Annotated in this window: 23 protein-coding genes; 9 read left to right on the top strand and 14 right to left on the bottom strand. The window is 66.8% G+C overall.

The annotated features are described in order from the left end of the window. Positions 1 to 111: 111 nt before the first annotated feature. Complete coding sequence (locus CCZ28_RS15465; RefSeq protein WP_140219355.1) at positions 112 to 444, top strand: endonuclease domain-containing protein; 333 nt, start codon at positions 112 to 114, stop codon at positions 442 to 444. Here the strand turns inward: CCZ28_RS15465 and CCZ28_RS15470 are convergent. Continuing rightward, positions 431 to 2,395, bottom strand: a complete 1,965-nt coding sequence (locus tag CCZ28_RS15470; protein ID WP_140219357.1) for a DNA topoisomerase III — start codon at positions 2,393 to 2,395, stop codon at positions 431 to 433. The two genes, CCZ28_RS15465 and CCZ28_RS15470, sit on opposite strands and share 14 nt — an antisense overlap. Before the next feature lie 242 nt (positions 2,396 to 2,637). On the opposite strand from CCZ28_RS15470, the gene CCZ28_RS15475 reads away from it, so the two are divergent. After that, on the top strand, positions 2,638 to 2,829 hold the full coding sequence (locus CCZ28_RS15475; protein WP_140219359.1) for a hypothetical protein: 192 nt from the start codon (positions 2,638 to 2,640) through the stop codon (positions 2,827 to 2,829). Between the two features lie 4 nt (positions 2,830 to 2,833). Here CCZ28_RS15475 and CCZ28_RS15480 read toward each other — a convergent pair whose 3' ends face one another. Next, complete coding sequence (locus tag CCZ28_RS15480; protein ID WP_140219361.1) at positions 2,834 to 3,754, bottom strand: LysR substrate-binding domain-containing protein; 921 nt, start codon at positions 3,752 to 3,754, stop codon at positions 2,834 to 2,836. A gap of 156 nt (positions 3,755 to 3,910) precedes the next feature. On the opposite strand from CCZ28_RS15480, the gene CCZ28_RS15485 reads away from it, so the two are divergent. Then, a complete protein-coding gene (locus tag CCZ28_RS15485; protein WP_140219363.1) occupies positions 3,911 to 4,525 on the top strand; it encodes a glutathione S-transferase in 615 nt (204 codons plus the stop codon). A 96-nt stretch (positions 4,526 to 4,621) separates the two neighbouring features. On the opposite strand, the gene gcvT is transcribed toward CCZ28_RS15485, so the two are convergent. The 6 genes from gcvT to CCZ28_RS15515 all read right to left on the bottom strand — a co-directional run bounded on the left by gcvT (position 4,622) and on the right by CCZ28_RS15515 (position 11,589). Next, positions 4,622 to 5,731: a glycine cleavage system aminomethyltransferase GcvT gene (gene gcvT, locus CCZ28_RS15490; RefSeq protein ID WP_058766569.1), complete on the bottom strand. Its 1,110-nt coding sequence runs from the start codon at positions 5,729 to 5,731 to the stop codon at positions 4,622 to 4,624. Between the two features lie 254 nt (positions 5,732 to 5,985). Next, positions 5,986 to 8,841, bottom strand: coding sequence for an aminomethyl-transferring glycine dehydrogenase (gene gcvP / locus CCZ28_RS15495; RefSeq protein ID WP_140219365.1), 2,856 nt, complete (start codon positions 8,839 to 8,841; stop codon positions 5,986 to 5,988). Between the two features lie 7 nt (positions 8,842 to 8,848). Then, the gene (gene gcvH / locus CCZ28_RS15500; protein ID WP_140219367.1) at positions 8,849 to 9,217 is read right to left on the bottom strand and encodes a glycine cleavage system protein GcvH; all 369 of its coding nucleotides are present in this window, start codon (positions 9,215 to 9,217) and stop codon (positions 8,849 to 8,851) included. Positions 9,218 to 9,471: 254 nt separating this feature from the next. Then, positions 9,472 to 10,626: a glutathionylspermidine synthase family protein gene (locus tag CCZ28_RS15505; RefSeq protein WP_140219369.1), complete on the bottom strand. Its 1,155-nt coding sequence runs from the start codon at positions 10,624 to 10,626 to the stop codon at positions 9,472 to 9,474. A 3-nt stretch (positions 10,627 to 10,629) separates the two neighbouring features. Further along, the gene (locus CCZ28_RS15510; protein ID WP_140219371.1) at positions 10,630 to 11,175 is read right to left on the bottom strand and encodes a DUF1190 domain-containing protein; all 546 of its coding nucleotides are present in this window, start codon (positions 11,173 to 11,175) and stop codon (positions 10,630 to 10,632) included. Positions 11,176 to 11,184: 9 nt separating this feature from the next. Beyond that, on the bottom strand, positions 11,185 to 11,589 hold the full coding sequence (locus CCZ28_RS15515; RefSeq protein WP_140219373.1) for a DUF350 domain-containing protein: 405 nt from the start codon (positions 11,587 to 11,589) through the stop codon (positions 11,185 to 11,187). Positions 11,590 to 11,775: 186 nt separating this feature from the next. Here CCZ28_RS15515 and poxB point away from each other — a divergent pair, with 186 nt between their 5' ends. After that, the gene (poxB, locus tag CCZ28_RS15520; protein ID WP_140219375.1) at positions 11,776 to 13,500 is read left to right on the top strand and encodes a ubiquinone-dependent pyruvate dehydrogenase; all 1,725 of its coding nucleotides are present in this window, start codon (positions 11,776 to 11,778) and stop codon (positions 13,498 to 13,500) included. A 1-nt stretch (position 13,501) separates the two neighbouring features. Here poxB and ykgO read toward each other — a convergent pair whose 3' ends face one another. From ykgO to CCZ28_RS15545, 5 genes are all read right to left on the bottom strand, one after another. Next, the gene (gene ykgO, locus CCZ28_RS15525) at positions 13,502 to 13,651 is read right to left on the bottom strand and encodes a type B 50S ribosomal protein L36 (protein WP_140219377.1); all 150 of its coding nucleotides are present in this window, start codon (positions 13,649 to 13,651) and stop codon (positions 13,502 to 13,504) included. Between the two features lie 223 nt (positions 13,652 to 13,874). Further along, positions 13,875 to 14,606: a substrate-binding periplasmic protein gene (locus CCZ28_RS15530; RefSeq protein WP_140219379.1), complete on the bottom strand. Its 732-nt coding sequence runs from the start codon at positions 14,604 to 14,606 to the stop codon at positions 13,875 to 13,877. Then, on the bottom strand, positions 14,603 to 16,471 hold the full coding sequence (locus CCZ28_RS15535; RefSeq protein ID WP_140219381.1) for a GGDEF domain-containing protein: 1,869 nt from the start codon (positions 16,469 to 16,471) through the stop codon (positions 14,603 to 14,605). The genes CCZ28_RS15530 and CCZ28_RS15535 overlap by 4 nt, the downstream gene beginning before the upstream one ends. Next, positions 16,468 to 17,259 carry a substrate-binding periplasmic protein gene (locus tag CCZ28_RS15540; protein ID WP_140219383.1) on the bottom strand — a complete coding sequence of 264 codons (792 nt, stop codon included), beginning with the start codon at positions 17,257 to 17,259 and terminating at the stop codon, positions 16,468 to 16,470. The genes CCZ28_RS15535 and CCZ28_RS15540 overlap by 4 nt, the downstream gene beginning before the upstream one ends. A gap of 24 nt (positions 17,260 to 17,283) precedes the next feature. Continuing rightward, positions 17,284 to 18,804 (bottom strand): sigma-54-dependent transcriptional regulator, encoded by a 1,521-nt coding sequence (locus CCZ28_RS15545; RefSeq protein WP_140219385.1) that lies wholly within the window; start codon positions 18,802 to 18,804, stop codon positions 17,284 to 17,286. A gap of 86 nt (positions 18,805 to 18,890) precedes the next feature. On the opposite strand from CCZ28_RS15545, the gene CCZ28_RS15550 reads away from it, so the two are divergent. The 3 genes from CCZ28_RS15550 to CCZ28_RS15560 all read left to right on the top strand — a co-directional run bounded on the left by CCZ28_RS15550 (position 18,891) and on the right by CCZ28_RS15560 (position 20,979). After that, positions 18,891 to 19,325, top strand: a complete 435-nt coding sequence (locus CCZ28_RS15550) for a MarR family winged helix-turn-helix transcriptional regulator (protein ID WP_140219387.1) — start codon at positions 18,891 to 18,893, stop codon at positions 19,323 to 19,325. Between the two features lie 142 nt (positions 19,326 to 19,467). Beyond that, the gene (locus CCZ28_RS15555; RefSeq protein WP_140219389.1) at positions 19,468 to 19,884 is read left to right on the top strand and encodes an organic hydroperoxide resistance protein; all 417 of its coding nucleotides are present in this window, start codon (positions 19,468 to 19,470) and stop codon (positions 19,882 to 19,884) included. Positions 19,885 to 19,953: 69 nt separating this feature from the next. Continuing rightward, positions 19,954 to 20,979, top strand: coding sequence for an alpha/beta hydrolase (locus CCZ28_RS15560; protein ID WP_140219391.1), 1,026 nt, complete (start codon positions 19,954 to 19,956; stop codon positions 20,977 to 20,979). Positions 20,980 to 21,033: 54 nt separating this feature from the next. Here the strand turns inward: CCZ28_RS15560 and CCZ28_RS15565 are convergent, their stop codons facing one another. After that, positions 21,034 to 21,942 (bottom strand): LysR family transcriptional regulator, encoded by a 909-nt coding sequence (locus CCZ28_RS15565; RefSeq protein ID WP_140219395.1) that lies wholly within the window; start codon positions 21,940 to 21,942, stop codon positions 21,034 to 21,036. 104 nt (positions 21,943 to 22,046) lie between these two features. Here CCZ28_RS15565 and CCZ28_RS15570 point away from each other — a divergent pair, with 104 nt between their 5' ends. After that, positions 22,047 to 23,054 (top strand): zinc-binding alcohol dehydrogenase family protein, encoded by a 1,008-nt coding sequence (locus tag CCZ28_RS15570; RefSeq protein WP_140219398.1) that lies wholly within the window; start codon positions 22,047 to 22,049, stop codon positions 23,052 to 23,054. A gap of 72 nt (positions 23,055 to 23,126) precedes the next feature. Next, positions 23,127 to 23,774: an oxygen-insensitive NAD(P)H nitroreductase gene (nfsB, locus tag CCZ28_RS15575; protein ID WP_140219400.1), complete on the top strand. Its 648-nt coding sequence runs from the start codon at positions 23,127 to 23,129 to the stop codon at positions 23,772 to 23,774. Positions 23,775 to 23,938: the final 164 nt, after the last annotated feature.

The raw sequence follows: 23,938 nt of genomic DNA on the forward strand, positions 1-23,938 counted from the left end.
CCTCAGGCGATACTCCACCAGATCGCCCCACTCCATACCGCCCCCTCTCCCTCCGGGAGAGGGCCGGGGTGAGGGCAAACCCAACGCCAAAACCCAAGGGAACGGATTCCCATGCCCCTCGTCACCCACGCCCGCAGCCTGCGTCGCAACCAAACCGACGCCGAGCGCGCCCTCTGGCAGCACCTGCGTGGCAAGCGTTTCCAAGGATTCAAGTTCCGTCGCCAGCATCCCTATGGCCGCTACATCCTGGATTTCGTCTGCCTGGAAGCGCGCCTGGTGATCGAACTGGACGGCGGCCAGCATCAAGGCAGCGTGGCCGACCGCACGCGCGATGCCTGGCTGGGTGCTCAGGGCTTTCAAACGCTGCGCTTCTGGAACCACGACGTCCTGAACCAGCCCGAAGCCGTGCTCGAACGCCTCTTCGCCGCCCTCAGCCCGGCTTGACCCTCGGCTTGCGCGCTCGCGTCGGAGCGCCAGCCGTCTTCGCCGTCGCCTTGGCCTTGCCCCCACCCGTACGCCGCTTCTTTTTCCAGGGCGCGCCCTTGCCCACTGGCGGCGGTCCGCTGATGGTGAGGGTCAGCCCCAGGCAGCGCTCCACCTGCTTGCCCATCCAGGCCGATTGCTTGGCGACGAATTCGGCCAGGCTCAGCTCGCCCTCCTGCACCCGGTCCAGCGCCTGCTCCCAGAGCGCCGTGGTGCCCGGATCGGCGATGGCCCGCGGCACGGCGTCGATCAGCCCGAAGGCCGCCGGCGTCGCCGCCAGGGCCTTGCCCTGCTTGACCAGGTAACCACGATCCAAGAGGCCCTGGATGATCCCGGCGCGGGTCGCCTCGGTGCCGATGCCGGTGGTGTCCTTGAGCTTCTGCTTGAGCACCGGGTCCTCCACCAGCTTGGCGACGTTCTTCATCGCCTTGATCAGATCACCCTCAGTGAAGGGCTTGGGCGGCTGGCTCAGTTGATCCTTGCAGCGCACCTCGACCACCGGATAGTGCTCGCCTTCGCGCAACTCGGGCAGGGCCTGGGGTGGCGGCGCCTCGCGCCCCTTGGGCGGGGTCAGGGCTTCGGGCAGGGCGCGGCGCCAGCCGGGCTCCACCAGGCGCTTACCTGTGGCGCGCAGGCGTTCGCCACCGGCTTCGAAATCGGCCTGGGTGCGGTCGAATTCGTGCTGGGGCAGGAACTGGGCCAGATAGCGCGCCCGGATCAGGCCATAAACATTGCGCTCCTGAGGACTCAGCCGCCCCAGGTCGCGGGTCACCAGGGTCGGGATGATGCCGTGGTGGGCGCTGACCTTGGCATCGTTCCAGGCCCGCGAGCGACGGCTGGCATCCAGGTGCTCACGCAGCGGCGCGAGACTGCCATCGGCGCCCAGCAGAACAGCGAGCAGTGCCGGCGCCTCGGCGTGCTGCGACAGCGGCAGGTAGCCGCAATCGCTGCGTGGATAGGTGATCAGCTTATGGGTCTCGTAGAGCGCCTGGGCGATGTCCAGGGTCTGCTGGGCGCCCAGATTGAGGCGCTTGGAGCAGACTTCCTGCAGGGTGCCCAGATCGAAGGGCAAGGGCGCCGCCTCGCGGATGCGCTCGGTCTTGAGCTTGACCAGCCGCGCCTGGCCGGCCGCTTCGATGGCCTGGGCAGCCGCCTGGGCCACCTCCGGCTTGAGGCAGCGCCCCTGATCGTCGCAGACGGCGTCCGGCGGCTGCCATTGGGCCTGGAAGCGCCCACCCGGCGCCGCCAGGGTGGCCTCCACGGTCCAGAAGGGCACCGGTACGAAGGCGGCGATGGCGCGGTCGCGATCCACCACCAGGCGCAGGGTCGGCGTCTGCACCCGGCCGACCGAGAGCACGCCCTGGTAGCCAGAGCGCCGTCCCAGCAGGGTGAACAAGCGACTCATGTTCATGCCGATCAGCCAATCGGCGCGCGAACGCCCCAAGGCGGATTGGTAGAGCCCATAGGTCTCGGCGCCCGGCTTGAGCGCGGCCAGGGCGCGGCGGATGGAGACGTCATCCAGCGCCGACAGCCACAGCCGGCGGATCGGTCCGCGATAGCGGCAATGCTCCACCAGCTCGCGGGCGATCATCTCGCCTTCGCGATCGGCGTCGGTGGCGATCACTAGTTCGCTGGCCTCGCCGAGCAGGCGCTTGACCGCCTTGAACTGGCTGCCGGTGGTCTTCTTGACCTGCAGCTTCCACTGCTCGGGGACGATGGGCAAATCGTCCAGCGACCAGCGTTTGTAGCGACTGTCGTAGGCATCCGGCGGCGCCGTCTCCAGCAAGTGGCCGATGCACCAGGTGACGGTCACGCCCTGCCCCAGCAGGCAGCCCTCGCCCCGCCGATTGGCGCCGAGGACGCGGGCGATGTCCTTGGCCTGGGAGGGTTTTTCGCAGAGATACAGCTGCATGGCGGGCGTCGCGTAACGGGAATCGCCACAGGATGCAAAGCGGCGCCGGCCAGCGCAAGGACTAATCTGTATATCCGTACAGAAATACCCTTTTGCGCCAATTCGCCCAGTGGGCCACAGCCCCCGTAGGACGTGGATCACAGCTTGAACGGCGGCTCCCAGATGCGCGGAATCTTGCCGGTGGCGGACAGTCCTTGGGCTACGGCACTTTCGCCGTCTATAGCCGAGCTCGGGAGGCGTCAATGAACACTGTAGCTATGGAGCGCGCCAAGGCCGAGAGCAGCGGCGCCGGTAACCAGGTCGACACCGCCAGCAGCCAGGCGCTGCGGGCCGCCATCAGCACCATGCGCCGTACTACCAGCCAGGTGCAGCGCATCAACGATCAACTCTGGGAAGTCTGGCCGGACGGTCGGCGCAAGCTGCTGCTGCGCTGAGGTATCACGCCCCGGCGTCCTGCCCGGGCGCCGGGGTACCTAGGGTGGCCAGATAGGTCGCGACCTCGGCCTGGATCCAGGCGGTGAAGTGCGCCTGTTTTTCCACCGACTCCGCCCGTTCCGGCCAGACCAGCCAGTAGGTGTAGGGATAGGGCGCGACGACGGGGCTGAGCTGGACCAGGCGGCCCTGCTGCAGCGCGGTCTGCACCAGGCTGCGTCGCTCCAGCGCCAGGGTCTGGCCGAGGCGCAAGGCTTCCAGCACCAGGTTGGAGTCGTTCACGCCGAGGGCGCAGCTGGGCATGGCCTGGCCCCTACCCGCCGCTTCCCCCCAGTGCCGCCAGGTTTCCTCGGTGTGCATCACCGGTTGGGCCAGGGCTTCGTCCAGGGTTCGTGGCAGCCTCCCGCCGTTGTAGTCGGGCGCCGCCACCAACAGGACATCGTCCTGGAACAGACGCAGCGCCGTCAGGCCGTCCCACTGCCCTTCCCCCATGCGCACCCCGATATCCACCATGCCCTGGCGCAGATCCTGGAAATCCATGCTGGTCTGGATGCGGATGCGGTACTCCGGATGCAGGGCGCGAAAACGCGGCAGGCGTGGCAGCAACCAGTGCGTGGCGAAAGAGGGAAAGGTGGCGAACACCAGCTCGTTGCGCCGCGGTCGGGCCTGCAAGCGGCGGGTCGCCTCGCCCAGGTCGGCGAGCAACTGGCGCACCTGCTCGGCATAGGCGCGACCGTCCCCCGTCACCTCGATCCCCCGCCCCTGGCGCTCGAACAGCACCATGCCCAACTGATGCTCCAGCCCCTTCACCTGCTGGCTGACCGCCGCATGGGTGAGGTGCAACTCGCTGGCCGCCCGGGTCACGCTTCCCAGGCGCGCCACCGCTTCGAAGCAACGCAGGGCATTCAACGGCGGCAGACGCGACATGTAAGACTTCCTTACCGATCCAGTCAGATTTTCTCGATGGAAGCATCTTCGACGAAGTCCTAAGGTTACGTCTAGAGCGTCATCCAGCGCATTATCCATCGCTAGCATGATGCTCCACGTGGAACAGGATTCACTCTTTCTGACAGGACACCGCCCATGCAACTCATCGGCATGCTCGACTCGCCCTATGTACGGCGGGTCGCGATCTCCCTTCGCCTGCTGGCTCTGCCGTTCGAGCTGCGCCAGCTATCGGTCTTCCGCGATGTCGAGCGCTTTCGCACCTTCAACCCGGTGGTCAAGGCACCGACCCTGATCTGCCTGGATGGCCAGCGGCTGATGGATTCGTCGCTGATCCTCGACTATGCCCAGCACCTCGCCTGCGGCAGCCGGCAATTGCTGCCTCACGGTCATGCCGCCCGGGCGAATGCCTTGAGCCGGGTCGGCCTGGCCCTGGCACTGTGCGAGAAGGCGGTGCAATTGGTGTACGAGCGCGATCTACGCCCCGAGGAGAAGCGCCACGAACCCTGGCGGCAACGGGTGGAGGGGCAATTGCGCGCGGCCTGCGGCGCCCTGGACAAGGCCTGGCTGGTCCCGCGCCCGCCGCTCAGCGAGAGCGATATCGGCCAGGACGCCATCGACACGGCGGTGGCCTGGAGCTTTCTCCACCACGTTCTGCCGGGCCTGATCGACCGGCAGAACTATCCGACGCTGGAAGCCCTGGCCGCCGAGGCGGAAAGGCTGTCGGTGTTTCGGGATTATCCGGTGGTGTGAGGTGCTGTTGGGCTTCGCTGGCGCTCAACCCAACCTACGGGCCAGGCTTTCGTAGGTTGGGTTGAGCAACGCGAAGCCCAACGCTCAGGACTTAAATTATCCGCGGTAATACCGCTGCGGCACGAAGGGCGTCTTGGCGACTTTGACCGGGACCTGCTTGCCGCGCACCACGGCGAACAGCTCGGTATCCAGGGCGGCGAAGGCGCTGTCGACATAACCCATGGCCACCGGCGCGCCCAGGGTCGGACCGAAGCCGCCGCTGGTGACGCGGCCGATGCTGGCGCCATTGGCATCTACCAGCTCTGCACCCTCGCGCACCGGCACCCGCTCCTGCACCAGCAGGCCGACCCGCTTGCGGCTCACACCGTCGCGCTGTTCGGCGAAGATGCGCTCGGCGCCGGGGAAACCACCGGCGCGGCCGTTGCCTTCGCGGCGTACCTTGGACAGCGCCCAACCCAGGTTGGCCATCACCGGCGTGGTGCCGGCATCCATGTCATGACCATAGAGGCAGAGACCGGCTTCCAGGCGCAGTGAATCACGGGCGCCCAGGCCGATGGCCTCGACTTCCGGCTCGGCCAGCAGGCGACGGGCCAGGGCTTCGGCGGCGGCGCTGGGCACCGAGATCTCGTAGCCGTCTTCACCGGTGTAGCCGCTGCGGCTGACGATGCAGGGCTGGTCCAGCAGCTTGACGCGGCGCACCTGCATGAAGGTCATCTCGGCCACTTCCGGCGCCAGGCGCGACAGCACCGCGGCGGCGGCCGGGCCCTGCAGGGCCAGCAGGGCGCGATCGAATTGCGGCAGTACCTGGCAGCGATCGCCGAGGTGCTTTTCCAGGTGGGCGAGGTCAGCTTCCTTGCAGGCAGCGTTGACCACTAGGTAGAGGCAATCGCCGAGGTTGGCGACCATGAGGTCGTCGAGGATGCCGCCGTTGTCGTCGGTCAGCAGGGCATAGCGCTGCATGCCGCTGGGCAGGTCGATGATGTCGACCGGTACCAGGGACTCCAGGGCTTCGGCGGCCGCATCGCCTTCGAGCAGCACCTGGCCCATGTGGGACACGTCGAACAGCCCGGCCTGGGCGCGGGTGTGCTGGTGCTCCTTGAGCACGCCGAGCGGGTATTGCACCGGCATCTCGTAGCCGGCGAAGGGCACCATGCGGGCGCCGAGTTCCAGGTGCAGCGCGTGGAGCGAAGTCTTGAGCAGGGACATGGTGGGGCTCCGTGTCGGGTGGCGGTTTCCGCGCTCCGGTCCTCCAGAGCAAGGAAGCTGTGATCTGAATGGGTCGCGCCTGATGAGCGAGGCGCGACCTCGGTGCTTCGGGTTTCCCTCACCCCGGCCCTCTCCCAGGGGGAGAGGGGGAAGAGCGGTGCTTCACCTGGATATCCTGCGCAATTGCGCAGAACTAGCAAAGTGCGGCGGCGCTACTCCCCTCTCCCCCTGGGAGAGGGGCCGGGGGTGAGGGCTCAGGCCTCGCCGTACGCCTCGATGGGCGGGCAGGAACAGACCAGGTTGCGATCGCCGTAGACGTTGTCGATACGTGCCACCGGCGGCCAGTACTTGCCGTCCACCAGGCTCGGCAGCGGGAACACCGCCTGCTCGCGGCTGTAGGGGTGAGTCCACTCCCCGGCCAGTTCGCGCGCGGTATGGGGCGCGTTCTTCAGCGGGTTGTCCTGGGGGTCCAGGGTGCCGCTTTCCAGGGCGCTGATCTCTTCGCGGATGGCGATCATGGCGTCGCAGAAGCGATCCAGTTCCTGCTTGGACTCGCTCTCGGTGGGCTCGATCATCAGGGTGCCGGCCACCGGGAAGGACATGGTCGGCGCATGGAAACCGAAGTCGATCAGGCGCTTGGCCACGTCGTCCACGGTCACGCCACTGCTGTCCTTGAGCGGCCGCAGGTCGAGGATGCACTCGTGGGCCACCAGGCCGCTGGTGCCGGTGTAGAGCACTGGGTAGTGCTCTTCCAGGCGGCGGGCGATGTAGTTGGCGCTGAGGATGGCCACCTGGGAGGCGCGGGTGAGACCGGCGCTGCCCATCATCTTCAGGTACATCCAGGAGATCGGCAGGATGCTGGCGCTGCCGTAGGGCGCCGCGCAGACCGCGCCTTCCTTGCGTTCCAGGTGGGCATGGCCGGGGAGGAAGGGCGCCAGGTGCGCCTTGACGCCGATGGGGCCGACACCCGGACCACCGCCGCCGTGGGGGATGCAGAAGGTCTTGTGCAGGTTGAGGTGGGAGACGTCACCACCGAATTGGCCCGGGGCGCAGAGGCCGACCATGGCGTTCATGTTGGCGCCGTCGATGTAGACCTGGCCGCCGTGGTCGTGGATCACCTGGCAGATCTCGCGAATGGCTTCCTCGAACACCCCGTGGGTGGACGGATAGGTGATCATCAGCGCGGCCAGGCGGTCGCTGTGCTGTTCGGCCTTGGCGCGCAGGTCGTCGAGGTCGACGTTGCCGCGCTTGTCGCAGGCCACCACCACCACGCGCATGTCGACCATGCTGGCGGTGGCGGGGTTGGTGCCGTGGGCCGAAGCCGGGATCAGGCAGACGTCACGCTCGCCCTGGCCGCGGCTCTGGTGATAGGCGCGGATGGCCAGGAGGCCGGCGTACTCGCCCTGGGAACCGGCGTTGGGCTGCAGGGAGACGGCGTCGTAGCCGGTGGCGGCGCAGAGCATGGCTTCCAGCTCGGTGGTGAGCTGGGCATAGCCCTGGGCCTGGTCGGCCGGCGCGAAGGGATGGATGGCGCCGAATTCAGCCCAGGTGACCGGGATCATCTCGCTGGCGGCATTGAGCTTCATGGTGCAGGAGCCCAGCGGGATCATGGTGCGATCCAGTGCCAGGTCCTTGTCCGCCAGCTTGCGCAGATAGCGCATCAGCTCGGTCTCGGACCTATGGCTGGCGAACACCGGGTGGGTCAGGAAGGCCGACTGGCGCCGCAGCGCTTCCGGCAACTCCACGCCACTGACGTCGCCCAGCTCGGCGACCTGGGGTGCGGCCTGGCCGTCGGCCAGGATCTCCAGCAGCGCCTGGACGTCGGCCAGGGTGCTGGTTTCGTCGAGGGACACGCCCAGGGCTTCCGCGCTGACTTCGCGCAGGTTGTAGCCACGGGCGCGGGCGGCCTCGTGCAGGGCGGCGGTGCGCGCGCCGAACACCAGGGTCAGGGTGTCGAAGGCGGTGTGCTGGGTCTGGTGACCGAGGCGCTGCAGGCCGGCGGCCAGCAGGCCGGTGAGACGCTGCACCCGGGTGGCGATGCGAGTCAGGCCCTCGGGGCCGTGGTAGACCGCGTACATGCTGGCGATGTTGGCCAGCAGCACCTGGGCGGTGCAGATGTTGCTGGTGGCCTTCTCGCGGCGGATGTGCTGCTCGCGGGTCTGGAGCGCCAGGCGATAGGCCGGGTTGCCGTGGCGGTCGATGGACACACCGACGACGCGCCCGGGCATGTCGCGCTTGTACTTGTCTTGCGTCGCGAAGTAGGCCGCGTGAGGACCGCCGAAGCCGAGCGGCACACCGAAGCGCTGGGCGGTACCGATGGCCACGTCCGCGCCCAGTTCGCCGGGCGGGGTGAGCAGGGTCAGGGCCAGCAGGTCGGCGGCCATGGCCACCAGGGCACCGGCGGCCTGGAAGGCCTGGATGCTCTCGCGGTAGTCGCGGATCTCACCGGTGGTCATCGGATACTGGAACAGGGCGCCGAAGAAGCGGCCGTGGTCCTCGATCTCGGTTTCCACGCCCACCACCACCTCGATGCCCAGGGGCTCGGCGCGGGTGCGCAAGACGTCCAGGGTCTGGGGATGGCAGTGCACGGAGGCGAAGAAGGCAGTGGCCTTGTTCTTCGCCAGGCGCTTGCAGAAGGTCATGGCCTCGGCGGCGGCGGTACCCTCGTCCAGCAGCGAGGCGTTGGCCACCGGCATGCCGGTGAGGTCGCCGATCAGCGTCTGGAAGTTGAGCAGGGCTTCCAGGCGGCCTTGGGAGATCTCCGGCTGGTAGGGGGTGTAGGCGGTGTACCAGGCCGGATTTTCCAGCAGGTTGCGCAGGATCGGCGCCGGGGTATGGGTGTTGTAGTAGCCCTGGCCGATGAGGCTCTTGAGCAGGCGGTTCTTGCCGGCGATGGCGCGCAGCTCGGCCAGGGCGTCGGCTTCGGACAGCCCGGCGGGCAGGTCCAGCACGCTGGTGCCCTTGATGCTCTCGGGGATCACCTGGGCGGTCATGGCCTCCAGGGATTCGTAGCCGAGCAGGTCGAGCATGGCGATCTCGTCCAGCTCGCGCGGGCCGATGTGGCGCGGGACGAATTCGTCGGCGGTGCTTAGGGTAGCGTGCAGCGACATGGCGGTCTTACCCCTTGATCAGTTGCTGATAGGCGGCTTCGTCGAGCAGGGCGGCGAAGGCTTCGGCATTGGCGGGCTGGAAGCGGAAGAACCAGCCGGCATCCAGCGGATCGCTGTTGATGGTCTCGGGCGCATCATTGAGCGCCTCGTTGACGGCCAGGACCTCGCCATCCAGCGGCATGGTGATGTTGCTGGCGGCCTTGACCGATTCCAGCACCGCCACCTCATCGCCCTGGGCGTAGCTGCGCAGCTCCGGCAGTTGCACGAAGACCAGGTCGCCGAGCGAATCCTGAGCATAGTCGGTGATGCCGACGGTGATGCTGCCATCGGCTTCCTGACGCAGCCATTCGTGTTCTTCGGTGTAGCGCAGACCCATTGCCAGACTCCTGCGGACCTTCGTCCTGATGGATAGAGACGTCTGGTATTGCAAGGCCAGTGCCAGGATTAAAATCCAGCATTTTCAGGACGTTAGCCTTAACCATCACAGGGCGGTGTAGCGAAATCGTTACGGAAAGCTTCCATCTCTCCAATAGCTGTAACGTTTTAAAAACATCGTATCGATTTCGTTACAATATTAGCCTGTCTCTTGGATCAGACAGCCAAGCTATAAGAGTCAGCCCGTGCCCAACCTCAGTCGAGAATGAAATGCGGCAGGAAGCGCGAGCTGTCCTGGGTGATCAGCGATCTGTCCTCGCGGATGCCCAGGCCGCAGGCGCGGTCACCCACCACCCAACTGCCCAGCACAGGATAATGGCCGTCGAAACAGGGCAGCGGCTGGCAGGCCTGGCGAATGGTCGCCCCACCGTAGGGACCGGCCACCGCTGCCCGGCGCCCGTCACTGGCGTGCAGGCTCACGTTGGCGCCCTCGCGAGAGAACAGCGGCTTGCGCACCCAGCCCGGCGCCAGGTGCGCGCTGGGCCGGGCATCGAAATAGGTCGGCAGCAGGTTGGGATGCCCCGGGTGCTGCTCCCAGAGCAGCGCCAGGATGCCCTTGTTGCTCAGCAGCGCCTTCCACGGTGGCTCGACGAAGCGGGTGCCGCTGGCCGGAATGGCCGCGCCGAAGGCGTCTTCCAGCAGGTGTTCCCAGGGATAGAGCTTGAACAGGCTGAAGATGGAATGGCCCTGAAGGTCGACGAAGGTGCCCGAGCGCTCCAGGCCGATGTCCTCGATGGCCAGGAAACGGGCATCCAGCCCGGCCTGGACGGCGCAATCGCGCAGGTAGTCGACGGTGCCCCGATCCTCCAGGGAGTCGCGCACCGCGGCCAGGTACAGCGGCTGCGGCAAGCCCAGATCGGCCAGGGTCTCGATCAGCCGCTCCTGGATCAGGTTGTACTGGTCGGCCGCGGCGGGCAGCCCACCGCGCTCGCGCTGCTGCTCCAGCCACAGCCACTGGAAATAAGCCGCCTCGTAGAGCGAGGTGGGGGTGTCGTAATTGAGCTCGAACAGCTTGGCCGGGCCCTGGCCGCTGTAGCAGAAGTCCATCCGGCCATAGAGCGAGGGCTCGCGACGGCGCCAGCTGATGCGCAGGTGGTCCCAGAAGAAGCGCGGAATGTGCAGCCGCTCCAGCAGCTCCTCGCGTTCGACGATGAGATCCACCAGCGCCAGGCACAGCTGGTGCAGCTCGGCGGTGGGCGCCTCGATGTCGTCCTCGATCTGCCGCAGGCTGAAGCGGTAGGCGGCGGTCTCGTCCCAATAGGGTTCGCCGTCGAAGGTATGGAAGGCGAAGCCCAGGGCCTCGGCCTGCTGGCGCCAGTCGGGACGCTCGCTGAAGGAGATGCGCTGCATGGCCTAGCCTCCACTGCTGGCGCGCGCCGCCGCGGCCTTGCCGAAGCCGCCACGACTGACGAAGCGCCCCGTGTCCACCACCTGGGCCGCGCGATCTACCGAGACCCGCCCGCTGCGCCCGGAGACGGCGACGTTGCTGCCGGTGCGCCAGTTGCCTGGATTGTCCAGGGCACGGTAGAGCGGCCGACTGTCGCGGTGCCGATCATGATCGAAGTCCAAGGTCGATACCTGGCCAGCGGTGGCCGATTCGCGATTGATCAAAAAGCCCGACATCAGCGGCACATAGTAGGGCAACGGTCCTTCGCAGCGCCCCACGCCGAAATCCGCTTCGCAATCGCTCAGTTGCACATAGCGCGGGGCCTGCACGGCATGGGCGCTATAGGCACTGGCGTACTCCCGGGCGCAGATGGTGTCGCTGAATACCCCGTCACGGTTGCACTGGTCGACTGTTTCGTAGGTATAGCCGGTGGTGGGCCGGCTGGTACACCAGGCCAGGGTCAATATCGGCGCGCCGATGAGCACTAGCTTGAGCGCTTGACTGCGTTTCATGGCCTGCCCTCAACCGGTGATGGCGGCGGCATTGAGCACGCCTACGCCCAGGGCGAAACAGGCGGCGAGGATGCCGCTGGCCATCTCGTTGGCCGCCAGCCGTTGCGGCAGCCCAGGCAGGCCCAGGCGCAGCAGCTGGAAGGCCAGCAACTGGGTGACCAGGGCAATGAGCGCCCAGATCAGGAAGTCGACCAGGCTCACCGCCACCCGCATGGCACCGGCCAGGGGCAGCACGAAGCCGAGCAGACTGCCACCGAAGGCCAGCGCCGCGGCGGGTACGTCGGCGCGGATCAGCTGCCATTCGCGGTGGGGCGTGAGCCAGGCGTAGAGCACGCAGAACAGCCCGAGCAGAGCCAGGGACAGCAACAGGTAGAGCAGAAAAGCGGGAAAGCCGCTGAGGTAGGCGGACAGCACGGGGACACTCCTTGTCGATACGAGTCGGCCGCGATTATCGCCGTAGCGGGCGGAGCCGTGCCGACCGTTCACCGGGCGAAACGGCGGGGCGGTCGCGAACTTCCGCCCCGCTTCGTCGGCCCAAGAGAGCACAACAAGACCTCTACCAAGCGGCTTCTCCCTCCCCTCTTGCCTGGAGATCCTGTCATGGCTGTAAAAACCGTCGCCGATCTGCTCGTCGCCACCCTTGAAGCCGCCGGGGTGGACACCATCTGGGGCCTGCCGGGCGACTCGCTCAACGGCCTCACCGAAAGCCTGCGCAAGCGCGAACGCATCCGCTGGCGCGGGGTGCGCCACGAGGAAGCCGCGGCCTTCGCCGCCAGTGCCGCCGCCGACATCAGCGGGCGCCTGGCCGTCTGCGCCGGCTCCTGCGGTCCGGGCAATCTGCACCTGATCAACGGCCTGTTCGACGCCCAACGCAGCGGCGCGCCGGTACTGGCCATCGCCGCCCAGATCCCCTCCAGCGAGATCGGCCTGGGCTACTTCCAGGAAACCCATCCCGAGCGGCTGTTTCGCGACTGCAGCGACTACTGCGAGGTGGTCTCCCATCCCGAGCAACTGCCGCGCATCCTCGAAACCGCCATGCGTTCGGCCATCCTCAATCGTTCGGTGTCGGTGGTGGTGATCTCTGGCGACGTGGCCCTGGCCGAGGCCCCCACCCAGCAGGTCCAGTGGAGCGAGCCGGTGCGCCCGGTGGTGGTGCCGCCAGACGCCGAGCTGGACGCCCTGGCCGAATTGCTGGCTGGCGAGAAGCGTATCACCCTGCTCTGCGGTGCCGGTTGCGCCGGGGCCCATGCCCAGGTGGTGGCCCTGGCCGAGCGGTTGCAGGCCCCGGTGGTCCACGCCCTGCGCGGCAAGGCCCATATCGAATATGCGAATCCCTACGGTGTGGGCATGACCGGGCTGATCGGCTTTTCCTCCGGCTATCACGCGCTCAAGGAATGCGACCTGCTAGTGATGCTGGGCAGCAACTTCCCCTATCGCAACTTCTTCCCGGATCACGGGCGGGTGGTGCAGATCGACCTGCGCGGCGCCCACCTGGGCGTCCGCACCCCGCTACTCAAGGGCTTGGTGGGCGATGTCCGCGCCACCCTCGACGCCCTGCTGCCGAGGCTCCAGCCCAACAGCCACAGCCGCTTCCTGGAAAAGGCCCAGGAGCACTACCGCAAGACCCGCGCCGAGTTGGACGACCTGGCCACCGCCACCGCCGATGGCGAGCCGCTGCACCCCCAGTACCTCACCACCCGCATCAGCGAACTGGCCGCGCCGGACGCCCTCTTCACCTGCGACGTGGGCACCCCCACGGTGTGGGCGGCGCGCTACCTGGCGATGAATTTCGAACGCAAGCTGGCCGGCTCCTTCAGCCACGGCTCCATGGCCAATGCCGTGCCCCAGGCCATGGGGCTGCAGGCGGCCTTCCCTGGGCGCCAGGTGGTGGCCCTGGCCGGTGACGGCGGCCTATCCATGTTGCTCGGCGAACTGGCGACCCTGGCCAGCCAGCAGCTACCGGTCAAGGTGATCGTCTACGACAACGCCACCCTGGGCTTCGTCGCCATGGAGATGAAGGCCGCCGGCATGCTCGACGACACCACGGATCTGGCCACCGTCGACTTCGCCCGGGTCGCCGAAGCCTGCGGCGTGCGCGGCTGGAAGGTTGAATCGGCGAGCCTGCTGGACGCCACCCTGGAAGAGGCCTTCGCCCACCCTGGTCCGGCCCTGGTGGATGTGCGCATCGCCAAGCAGGAGCTGTCGCTGCCGCCGAAGATCGAGGCCGCCCAGGCCAAAGGCTTCAGCCTCTACATGCTGCGCGCGGTAATGAGCGGTCGGGGTAGCGAGGTGTTGGACCTGGCCAAGACCAACGTGCTGCGCTGAGTCAGCCCTTGTTGCGATTCTTGGCGTTGCCCTGGCGCGCCTTGAATCGCGGGTTGCTCTTGCAGATCACATAGATCCGCCCGCGGCGCTTGACCACTTGGCAATCACGGTGACGGAGTTTGGCTTGTTTGAGTGAGGCGAGAACTTTCATGTCATGGAGCCCTTCGATATGTAATAACATTACGTTAATACGAATCAATCGCAATGACAAGCCCGCCAACCACTGCCCCCGGGGTACGGTCCTTGGTGTCCTCCTACTCGACCGCCGCTGTCGCTGATGGCAGTTGCCCGGTCGTACAAGGCTGTACGCCGTGGTGTTAGGCCGCCTTGGCGAGGCATCGAACCGCGCCCAAGCCAGGGTACCGCACCGCTGGCTAGCGGTCGCTCGGCAACACCAGCAGCCGAGCGACCTCGCCGCTGGCCTTGAGCTTCGCGAAGGCGTCGCGTAGCCGCTCCACCAGCGGAGCCGGCGTGGTCGGGCCGAATGCCATGTACAGCGGCGTATCGATCTCCTCCAAGGCCGCCAGGCGCTGCAATCCCGGGCAGGCGCTGCCCGCTGCCCGGCAGAAGTGGGCGGCATCCCCCTCCGGCAGCGGCACGGCATCCACCTGACCATTGAGCAGACGGCTGACATTGTCCTGCTGCTGGCCCGACACCACCAGCCGCTGGAAGCCGAGCTGCTGCAGATACTGGTGGCGTACGTCATCGCGCAGCACACCCAGGCGATAGGCGCGGGCGTCGTCGAGTCGCTCGATCCGAACCTCGTCACGGCTCGCCAGCCGATAGAAGTAGTAACGCAGGCGCATGATCTCCCCCACCCACTGGAACTGGGCCTCGCGGGCCGGGGTACGGGCGATGAGATAGATCAGCACGCCCGGTTCGTGCAGTGTCAGGTCGACGGCACGGGCCCAGGGATAGAGCTCTACCAGGTAATCCTGGATACCCGCCGCTGCCAGGGTCCGTTCCACCACTGCGGTCGCCGGCCCTCCGACCCGACCGTTGACGACCCAGGTGAAGGAGGTGTCTTCGGTCACGGCGCGGACGGTGGCGGCCTCCGCGCACGGCCCCAGCAGTCCCAATAGGGCCAACAGCAGTAGCGGCTTCATAGGGTTCCCTCCTCTTGCAGCTGACAACTGCGATCGCGCCCCAGGCTTTTGGCCCGGTAGAGCGCCCGGTCGGCCAAGCCCATGAGGGCGGCGAAATCTGGCGTTCCGGCGCTCAGCGCGGCGTAGCCGATGCTCAGGGTGACATGGCCGGCGGCCTCCGAACCGCTGTGGGGGATGCCCAGCGCGGTCACGGCCCGGCGTAGACGCTCGGCCATTGCTTCTGCGCCGGACAGGTCGGTCGCGGGCAGCAATACGGCGAATTCCTCGCCGCCGATCCGCGCCACCAAGTCGCCGGGGCGGACCACGACCTGCTGCAGGGCGGTCGCTACCTGTTGCAGGCAGAGATCGCCCTGGGCATGGCCGTAGGTATCGTTGTAGCGCTTGAAGAAGTCGACATCGCAGAGCAGCAGCGAGAGGGGTAGCCCGGAGCGCTGAGCGCGGCGAAACTCCACATGCTCGGTCTCATCGAAGCAGCGGCGATTGGGCAGCCCGGTGAGCGGGTCACTGCGCGACAGCTGCTCCAAACGCGCGTTGGCGCTGCGCAACGCCTCCTGGGAGGCCAGCAGGTCGCGCAATTGCAGCTGGTGATGGGAGGCATGCAGCAACAACTGGGTGGTCATGTTGATCAGCGCCCGCTCGTCGGTACGCCACTCACCACCCAGATCACAGCCAAACAGCAGCAAGGCATCTTCATCCTCGGCGATCCGCAGATGGACCAGCGCCATGGCTTCGTTACCCAGGGCCAGCAGCGGCTGGGCCGCCTCACCGAGCACGCTGACGAGTGCACTCGGTGAGGCGAAGGTCTGCGGCACCTCGGGCTCCAGCAGGGCCTCCAGGGCCTGGGCGCACGAGGTCGGCAGACTCAAGCCCAGGGCCATCGGCTCAACGTCGCCGAACCAGCCCTGGTACAGGCGATAGGTCGATTCCTGGGCGTGGCGCTTGAACCAGAAGGCTTGACGCGCGCGCAGGCGTTGCGCCACCTCTTGCAGGCAGAGCTGGCAGTGCCGGTCGAACTGCTCGCAAGGCGCATGGATCAGTTGGTTGGACAGCCCCAGGATGGTTTGCTGCGCGGTCGCCAGCGCCTCGAGTTCCGCCGTGCGTTCGCGTACTCGGTCTGCCAGGCGATCACGATGCGCGGCCAATTCCTCTTCATGCCGATGCTGTTGGGCCAGATAGCCCGCCAGATTGCCTTGCAGCGCGTTGATACCGCTCACCAGCAGGTCCAGTTCGTCCTGCCGGGCGGGCCGCTGCAGGCGAAGAGGCTTTTCCAGGGTGGCGGCCGACAGCGACGACAAATGCCGGGCGATGCGGCGGACGTGCAAGGTCACCAGCCGATTGAAGGCCAGGCTGACCAGGCCGGCGAGCAGCAGGGCGAGCGTGAGCTGGGTCAGCAGGGTACCCGCCACGCTATCGCGCAACTCGTGCCAGAGCAGGGCCTCATTGCCCTGGATGAGCAGCTCGCCGAGCACCTCGTGACCGCCGGGATAGGGACTGTAGACCAGCTCGCCTTGGCGACTGGGCGCCAGGCTCGACGGGGACCAGTTGGGGCGCTGACGGGATTGGACCTCGGGCTCCTGGCCGCGACCGACCAGACGCAGTTCGATGCGACCGACCGAGGCGATGCGCAGCGCGCCGTCCAGGTGCGCCTGCACCGAAGCCGTGTCCATCTCCCAGAGAGCCTTGGCCAGGGTCGATTGGTAGACCTGCTCCAGCAGTTGCAGCTCGGCATCCATCCCGACGCGATTCTGCTCCCAGATGTTCCAGGTGCGCAGCCCCGCCGTGAGCGCGGAAAACAGGAGGCAGCACACCACCATCAACAGGGCCAGGCGGTTGCCCAACGAGCGGTGCGTTCGGTCGTCACTCATAGCCAGCGCCGCTGAAGCTCGGCCAGCGTGCCGTCCTTTTGCAGGGTAGCGAAGGCCGCCCGCAGCCGCGCGATTATCTCGGGGGAAGTACCCAGGCTCGCCGCCAAGTACACCGGATTAGGCGGTACGCAATAGACCTGGGCCAGATCTCGGCGGGGTTCGTAGCCCGCCTGGCGGGCCAGGTGATAGGCCATCGCTCGATTGGCGATCCACAGATCGACCCGTCCAGCCTTCAGCTTCTCCAGATTGTGGCTGTAATGCGCACTGGATTGCAGCTCCTGCCCGACGACGAAACCATGCTCCAACAGGATGCGTTCTCCCGAATCGCCATTGACCGTGGCGATTTGCAGCCCGTGAGCCGCCTCCAATTTGGCCAACGGCCGAACACGCCCCCGCCAGCTGTACAAACAGAGGTCGCCCTTGAAAAGGGTCAGTACCCACTCGAATAGCGCTTCGCGCTCGGGAAGACGCCCCATGGAAAAGATCAGCACGCCAGGGTGTCCCTGGGCCTGGGCGAAGGCACGCGCCCACGGCATGATCTGCGGCTCGGCAGCGAGCCCGGCACGGGCCAACAGCAGCCGCACCAATTCGACCGAAAAGCCGGTCACCCGGCCATCCGGCTGGATCATGCTGAACGGAGGATAGTCCTCGGTCACCACCTCCAACGCAGTCGCACGAGCGCCATTACAGACCAGCACCAAACCAAGAAGCAGACCTTGCAAGAATTTGCTCGTCACGACGCCCTCCCCGTTCGAGCACGACGTGGTCTGAGCGTTATCGGGCAGCACCGATGAAACTTGAAGCCGTTGCGCTTAGTCTCGCCGGGGAATGCCGTAGCGTCGCAGACGCATGGCGATGGCCGAGTGCGAGGTCTGCAGGCGCGCGGCCAACTGGCGGCTGGAGGGAAACTGCGGATAGAGCCGCTCCAGCAGCGCCGCCTCGAAGCCCTGTACGGCGGCCTCCAGGGTGCCGACCTCGGTCTCCACCTGTCCCGCCACGGCGGTACCGGCCAGATCCAGGTCGTCGACGTCGATCTGGCCGCTCTCGCTGATGGCCGCGGCGCGAAAGAGGATGTTCTGCAACTGGCGCACGTTGCCCGGCCAGGCGTTGCCCAGCAGCACACCGTAGGTGGCCGGGGCCAGGCGGCACGGCGGGCGACCGATCTGGGCGCACGCCTGCTGCAGGAAGTGCCGTGCCAGCAGCAGGATGTCCTGGCCGCGCTCACGCAGCGCCGGCACCTGCAGGCTGAGCACGTTGAGGCGATAGAAGAGGTCTTCGCGAAAGGTGCCGACCGCCACCATGGCCTGGAGGTCGCGATGGGTGGCGGCGAGGATGCGCACATTGACCTGGGTCTCGTGGGCGCCGCCGACCCGGCGGAAGGTGCCATCGGAGAGGAATCTCAGCAACTTGGCCTGCAGGTAGGGTGACATCTCGCCGACCTCGTCGAGAAACACCGTCCCCTGGTCGGCCAGCTCCAGCAGCCCCGGCTTGCCGCCACGCTGGGCGCCGGTGAAGGCACCCGGGGCGTAGCCGAACAACTCGCTCTCGGCCAGGCTCTCCGGTAGCGCCGCGCAATTCAGCGCCAGAAAGGGTGCGTCGCGGCGGGCACTGGCGGCATGGCAGGCACGGGCCACCAGCTCCTTGCCGGTGCCGGTCTCGCCGAGGATCAGCAGCGGTGCCTCCAGGGCTGCCAGACGCTGGGCCCGGGCCTTGAGGGTGCGGATGGCCGCGCAGTCGCCGAGCAGGGAATCGAAGCCCTCGGGGGTATCGTGGCGCAGTGCCGAGAGTCGCCCACCGATACGGCTGGGTGCATAGAGGGTTAGGAGACCACCCGCCAGGCCGCCCACCGGTTCGCCGATGGGGGTGGCGTCCAGCAGCAGCGCCTGGCCGCGCAGCACCACCTCGCGTAACGGCAGGCGAAAGCCCTGGGCCAGTAATTCGACCGGCAACTCGGCATCGTTGAAGAGTTCGGCCAGGGTACTGCCGGCGTCTTCGCCGGCCAGGGCGGCGAAGGCCGGATTGGCCAGCAAAATCCGGCCCTCGCCGTCCACCGCCAGCACCGGATCGGCCATGGCGGCGAGCAGCGCATCGAGCTGCAGACTGCGCCGCTGGCCGGGCAGGATGTCCACTACCCGTACCGCCTCCACCCCCACCACGGTCAGCAAGGCGGCGCGCAACTCCTCCAGCACCGCCGCGCTCAGGGTCGGCGCATCGATATAGACATTCGGCGGCACCATTTCCACCGCATCCAGGTTGAGATTGCGTGCACCGAGCAGCGCCAGCACCTCCTGGGTGATGCCGACACGATCGATGAAGGAAACATGGATACGCATGAAAACCATGGGGTCTGAAGGTGAAAGGCTATGCTACCCAAATGCTCGGGGTAGAATCATTTCTCATTTGCCGTAGCGAGATCTCCATGACCAGCAAAGACCCTCTCCTGCTCGATCAGCAGCTGTGCTTCGCGCTGTACTCCACCTCGTTGGCCATGACCAAGGTGTACAAGCCGCTGCTCGAAGAGGTGGGGCTGACCTATCCCCAGTATCTGTTGATGCTGGTGCTCTGGGAGAACGACCGCCTCCCGCTCAAGGAACTGGCCCGTCGGCTGCACCAGGACTCCGGTGCCCTGACCCCGGTGCTCAAGCGTCTGGAAGCCGAGGGCTACGTGACCCGCCAGCGCAACGCCGAGGACGAACGCAACCTGTCCATCGAGCTCACCGCGCAAGGGCGCGCCCTGCGCGACAAGGCCAAGAAGATCAATGGCACCATCGGCAGCTACTGCGCCCTGGGCGACCAGGAAATGACCGAACTGCGCCAAAACCTCACCGCGTTGCGCGCCAAGCTGGAGCGTTAAGGCCGAACGACCGCTGGTCGGCCACTTCCGAGATAAATTTGCGCGATAACTAATATCGCGATAACTTAAAGCCGTCCCCGGGAATCTTCAGTATCTCGGTCCAGCGAATCGATTATCGCGATACATAAATCAGGAGTCCGCCATGAACATTCTCTACACCGCTTCCGCAACCAGCACCGGTGGCCGTGATGGCCGTTCCATCAGCAGCGACAAGGCCTTGGACGTGCAGCTGTCCACACCCAAGGAACTCGGCGGCGCTGGTGGTCCGGGCACCAACCCCGAGCAACTCTTCGCGGCTGGCTACTCCGCCTGCTTCCTCGGCGCGATGAAATTCGTCGGTGCCAAGGAAAAGATCGCCGTTCCGGCTGACGTCAGCGTGACCGCCCAGGTCGGCATCGGCCCGATCCCCACCGGCTTCGCCATCGACGTCGAGCTGACCATCAGCCTGCCGGGCCTGGAGCGCGCCGTGGCCGAAGACCTGATCGAGAAAGCCCACCAGGTCTGCCCCTACTCCAACGCCACCCGCGGCAACGTGGACGTGCGTCTGATCCTGGCCTAAGGGTCGCGGCACCTACCAGGCGCCTCATGCCGAGGCGCCCGCTCCTTCAGCTTCGCGGAGTCATCCATCATGCGCACCTTCTCTCGTCTGCTCGGTCTTTCCACCCTCACCCTGGCCATGGGCAGCGCCTTCGCCGCGCCCCAGCCCGATCCGCACCTGGAGCGCACCACCCAGGCCTTCGTCGACAGCCTGAATTCCAGCGGTGGCAAACCCCTGGAAACCCTGTCGCCGAAAGACGCTCGTGCCGTTCTGGTCGGTGCCCAGGCCAGCGTCAAGGTCGACCTGTCCGGCGTCAAGACCACTGAAAAAACCATCCAGGTCGACGGCAAGCCGCTGCTGCTGACCATCGTCCGCCCGGAAAACGCCAAGGGCGAGACGCCGGCCTTCATGTTCTTCCATGGCGGCGGCTGGGTGCTGGGTGACTTCCCCACCCACCAGCGCCTGGTGCGTGACCTGGTGGTGGCCTCCGGCGCAACGGCGGTATTCGTCAACTACACCCCGAGTCCGGAAGCCCACTTCCCGGTGGCCATCAACCAGGCCTACGCCGCGACCCAATGGGTCGCCGAGCACGGCAAGGAAATCAATGTCGACGGCAGTCGCCTGGCCGTGGCCGGCAACAGCGTCGGCGGCAACATGGCCGCGGTGGTCAGCCTGATGGCCAAGGACAAGGGCACGCCCAAGCTGCGCTACCAGGCCCTGCTGTGGCCGGTGACCGACGCCAACTTCGACACCCCGTCCTACAAGGAGTACGCCGAAGGCCGTTTCCTCACCCGCAACATGATGAAGTGGTTCTGGGACAGCTACACCACCAACGAAGCCGACCGCGCCAACATCTACGCCTCGCCGCTGCGCGCCACCCTGGAGCAGCTCAAGGGCCTGCCGCCGGCGCTGGTGCAGACCGCCGAGAACGACGTGCTGCGTGACGAGGGCGAGGCCTATGCCCGCAAGCTCAACGCCGCCGGTGTCGACGTGGTCCAGGTCCAATACGACGGCATGATCCACGACTATGGGCTGCTCAACGCCCTGGCGAAGGTCTCCGAGGTCCAGGCGGCGCTGTCCCAGGCTGGCCAGTTGCTGAAGCAGCACCTGCAATAAGCTCGATGCGGTACCCAAGGGGTGGCTTCCAGGTGGAAGCCACCTTTTTTTCGTTCAGGGCTGAGGGCCCAGCGCCGCGAAGCGCTCGGTCAGCCAGCCATGCAGCTGCCTGACCGCGGGCGAGAATTGCCGGCGATGCGGGCAGAACAGTTGCAGCGGCAGGGGCTCGCCGGGCAGCTCGGGCAGCAATCGCACCAGGCGCCCGGCCTGGAAATCCTCGCGCAGTTCGAGCCAGGACTTGTAGAGGATGCCCTCTCCCGCCAGTGCCCAGCGGTGTACCACCTCGGCATCGTCACTCTGCAACGGTCCGCTCACCGCCACCTGGCGCAGGCCGCCCTCGGGCAATACGAAGCTCCACTTGTCGTAGGTCCGGCCATGCAACTGGTAAAGCAGGCAGGCGTGCCCGGCCAGCTCGTCCAGGCTACGCGGCGTACCCCGACGCGCCAGATAGGCTGGCGCAGCCGCCAGCAGCCGGCGATTGTCCGGCACCAAAGGCAAGGCCACCAAGCTATCGTCCTGGCTGCGCCCGTAGCGGATGGCGATATCCACCGGATCGCGGTAGACATCGGCCTGCTGATCCGACACGTACAGCCGCAGCGTCAGCCCTGGATGCCGTTGGCGGAATTCGGTCAGCCAGGGCAGCAGCAGATTACGCCCCAGATCGGACGGCGCCGCCACCTGCAACACTCCACGCAACTCGGGGTTCTCGCCCTGCAGCCGCTCGCGCCCCTCGCGCAGGGTCTCCAGCACCTCCCGGGCATAGGGCAGATAGGCCTCGCCCTCGGCAGTGAGTCTCAGGCTGCGGGTCGAGCGAGCGAACAGGCGGATGCCCAGCTCGCGCTCCAACCGGCCGATGGCGGCGCTCACCTGGCCCGGCAGCAGGTCTATCTCGCGGGCGGCGCGGGAAAAGCTGCCCAGAGCGGCGGAGCGCACGAAAAGACCGAGGTCGTCGAAGCGGATCATTTTCACTCCCATGGTGAAGGTGCTATCCGATTCTGCCGCTTTTTCCCACCAAGGATGAAGACGACCATGGCCTCAAATTCTCTCATCGCTCAAGGAGCCCCACCATGAAAGCCATCGTCCACGGTGATATCACCCTTCCTGCCAGCGATCCCCGCGCCCTGCAGGATGTCGAACTGCCCGATCCTACTCCAGGCGCTCACGATCTACTGGTGGAAGTCCGCGCCATCGCGGTCAACCCGGTGGATACCAAGGTGCGCCAGGGTCTGGTGGAGCGCGAATCCAAGGTGCTGGGCTGGGATGTCTCCGGCGTGGTACGTGAGGTGGGCGGCGCGGTCAGCCGCTTCGCCGTAGGCGATGAGGTCTACTACGCCGGCGAACTGTTCCGCCCCGGCTGCAATAGCGAACTGCACCTGGTAGATGAACACCTGGCCGGCCACAAACCCAGGAGCCTGGACCATGCCCAGGCCGCCGCCCTGCCGCTGACCGCCGTCACCGCCTGGGAGCTGCTGTTCGATCGCCTCGGCGTCGCCGAAGGCGGTGGCGCCGGTCAGCAACTGCTGGTGATGGGTGCCGCGGGCGGCGTTGGCTCCGTGCTGATCCAACTGGCGCGCCAACTCACCGAGCTGACCGTGATCGGCACCGCCTCCCGCGCCGAGACCCAGGACTGGGTCCGCGAACTCGGTGCCCACCACGTCATCGACCACCACCAGCCGCTGCGCCCGCAACTGGAAGCCCTCGGCCTGGACGGCGTGACGCTGGTCGCCAGCCTCACCCACACCGACCAGCATTACGCTCAGTTGGTGGAAGTGTTGCGCCCTCAAGGCCGCCTGGCGGTGATCGACGATCCCGAACAACTCGATGCCGTGCCCATGAAGCTCAAGTCCCTGTCGCTGCACTGGGAATTGATGTTCACCCGCTCGCTGTTCCAAACCCCGGATAAGGTGCGCCAACACGAGATCCTCGAACGGGTCGCCGGGCTGATCGACGAGGGCACCCTCAAGACCACCCTGGGCGAACACCTGGGCCGCATCGACGCCGCCAACCTGCGCCGCGCCCATGCCCAGCTGGAAAGCCACCAGGCCCGCGGCAAGCTCGTGTTGGAGGGCTTCTAAGCACTCTTCAAGGCTTCACGTTATCGTCGCGCCCCAGAGGCGCGACGCCTCCCCTCAATCAGGAATCGACCCATGCAGCTGTCCCAGATCGCCCGCACCCGCTACACCACCAAGGCCTTCGACGGCTCCCGCAGCATCCCCGCCGAACAGGTCGAGGAACTGCTGGAGCTGTTGCGCCAGGCGCCGTCCTCGGTCAATTCCCAGCCCTGGCACTTCGTGGTCGCCGCCAGCGCCGAGGCCAAGGCGCGCATCGCCCAGGGTATGCAGAGCCCCTACAACGAACCCAAGGTACTGCCGGCGTCCCACGTCATCGTGCTGTGCACCCGCCTGGAAATGACCGAAGGCCATCTGGCCCAGGTGCTGGAGCAGGAAGCCCAGGACGGCCGCTTCGCCAAGCCCGAGGCGCGCGCCGCCCAGGACGGCACCCGTCGCCACTTCGTCGACCTGCATCGCCATGAGCGCAAGGACGTGCAGCACTGGATGGAGAAGCAGACCTACCTGGCCCTGGGCACCCTGCTGCTGGGCGCCGCCGCCCTGGGCATCGACGCCACCTCCATGGAAGGCTTCGACGCCAACAGCCTGGATAAGGAACTGGGCCTGCGCGAGCAGGGCTACACCGCCCTGGTGGTGGTCGGCCTGGGCTACCGCGGCGAAAGCGACTTCAACGCCGCCCTGCCCAAGTCCCGCCTGACCCGCGAGCAGGTCTTCACCTTCCTGTAAAACGTACGGCCCCGTAGCGTGGATAACGGCGCAGCCTTATCCACAGCTCGCGCCAGTACCGGCCGGTGGAAAACGCTGCGCGGTTTTCCACGCTACCCAGCCTCTGCGTAGGTTGGGCTGAGCGCAGCGAAGCCCAACAAAGGGCAGCAGCTGCCTTCTTGCAG

The organism is Pseudomonas oryzihabitans (genome assembly GCF_006384975.1).
GTDB classification, from domain to species: Bacteria; Pseudomonadota; Gammaproteobacteria; order Pseudomonadales; family Pseudomonadaceae; genus Chryseomonas; species Chryseomonas psychrotolerans_B.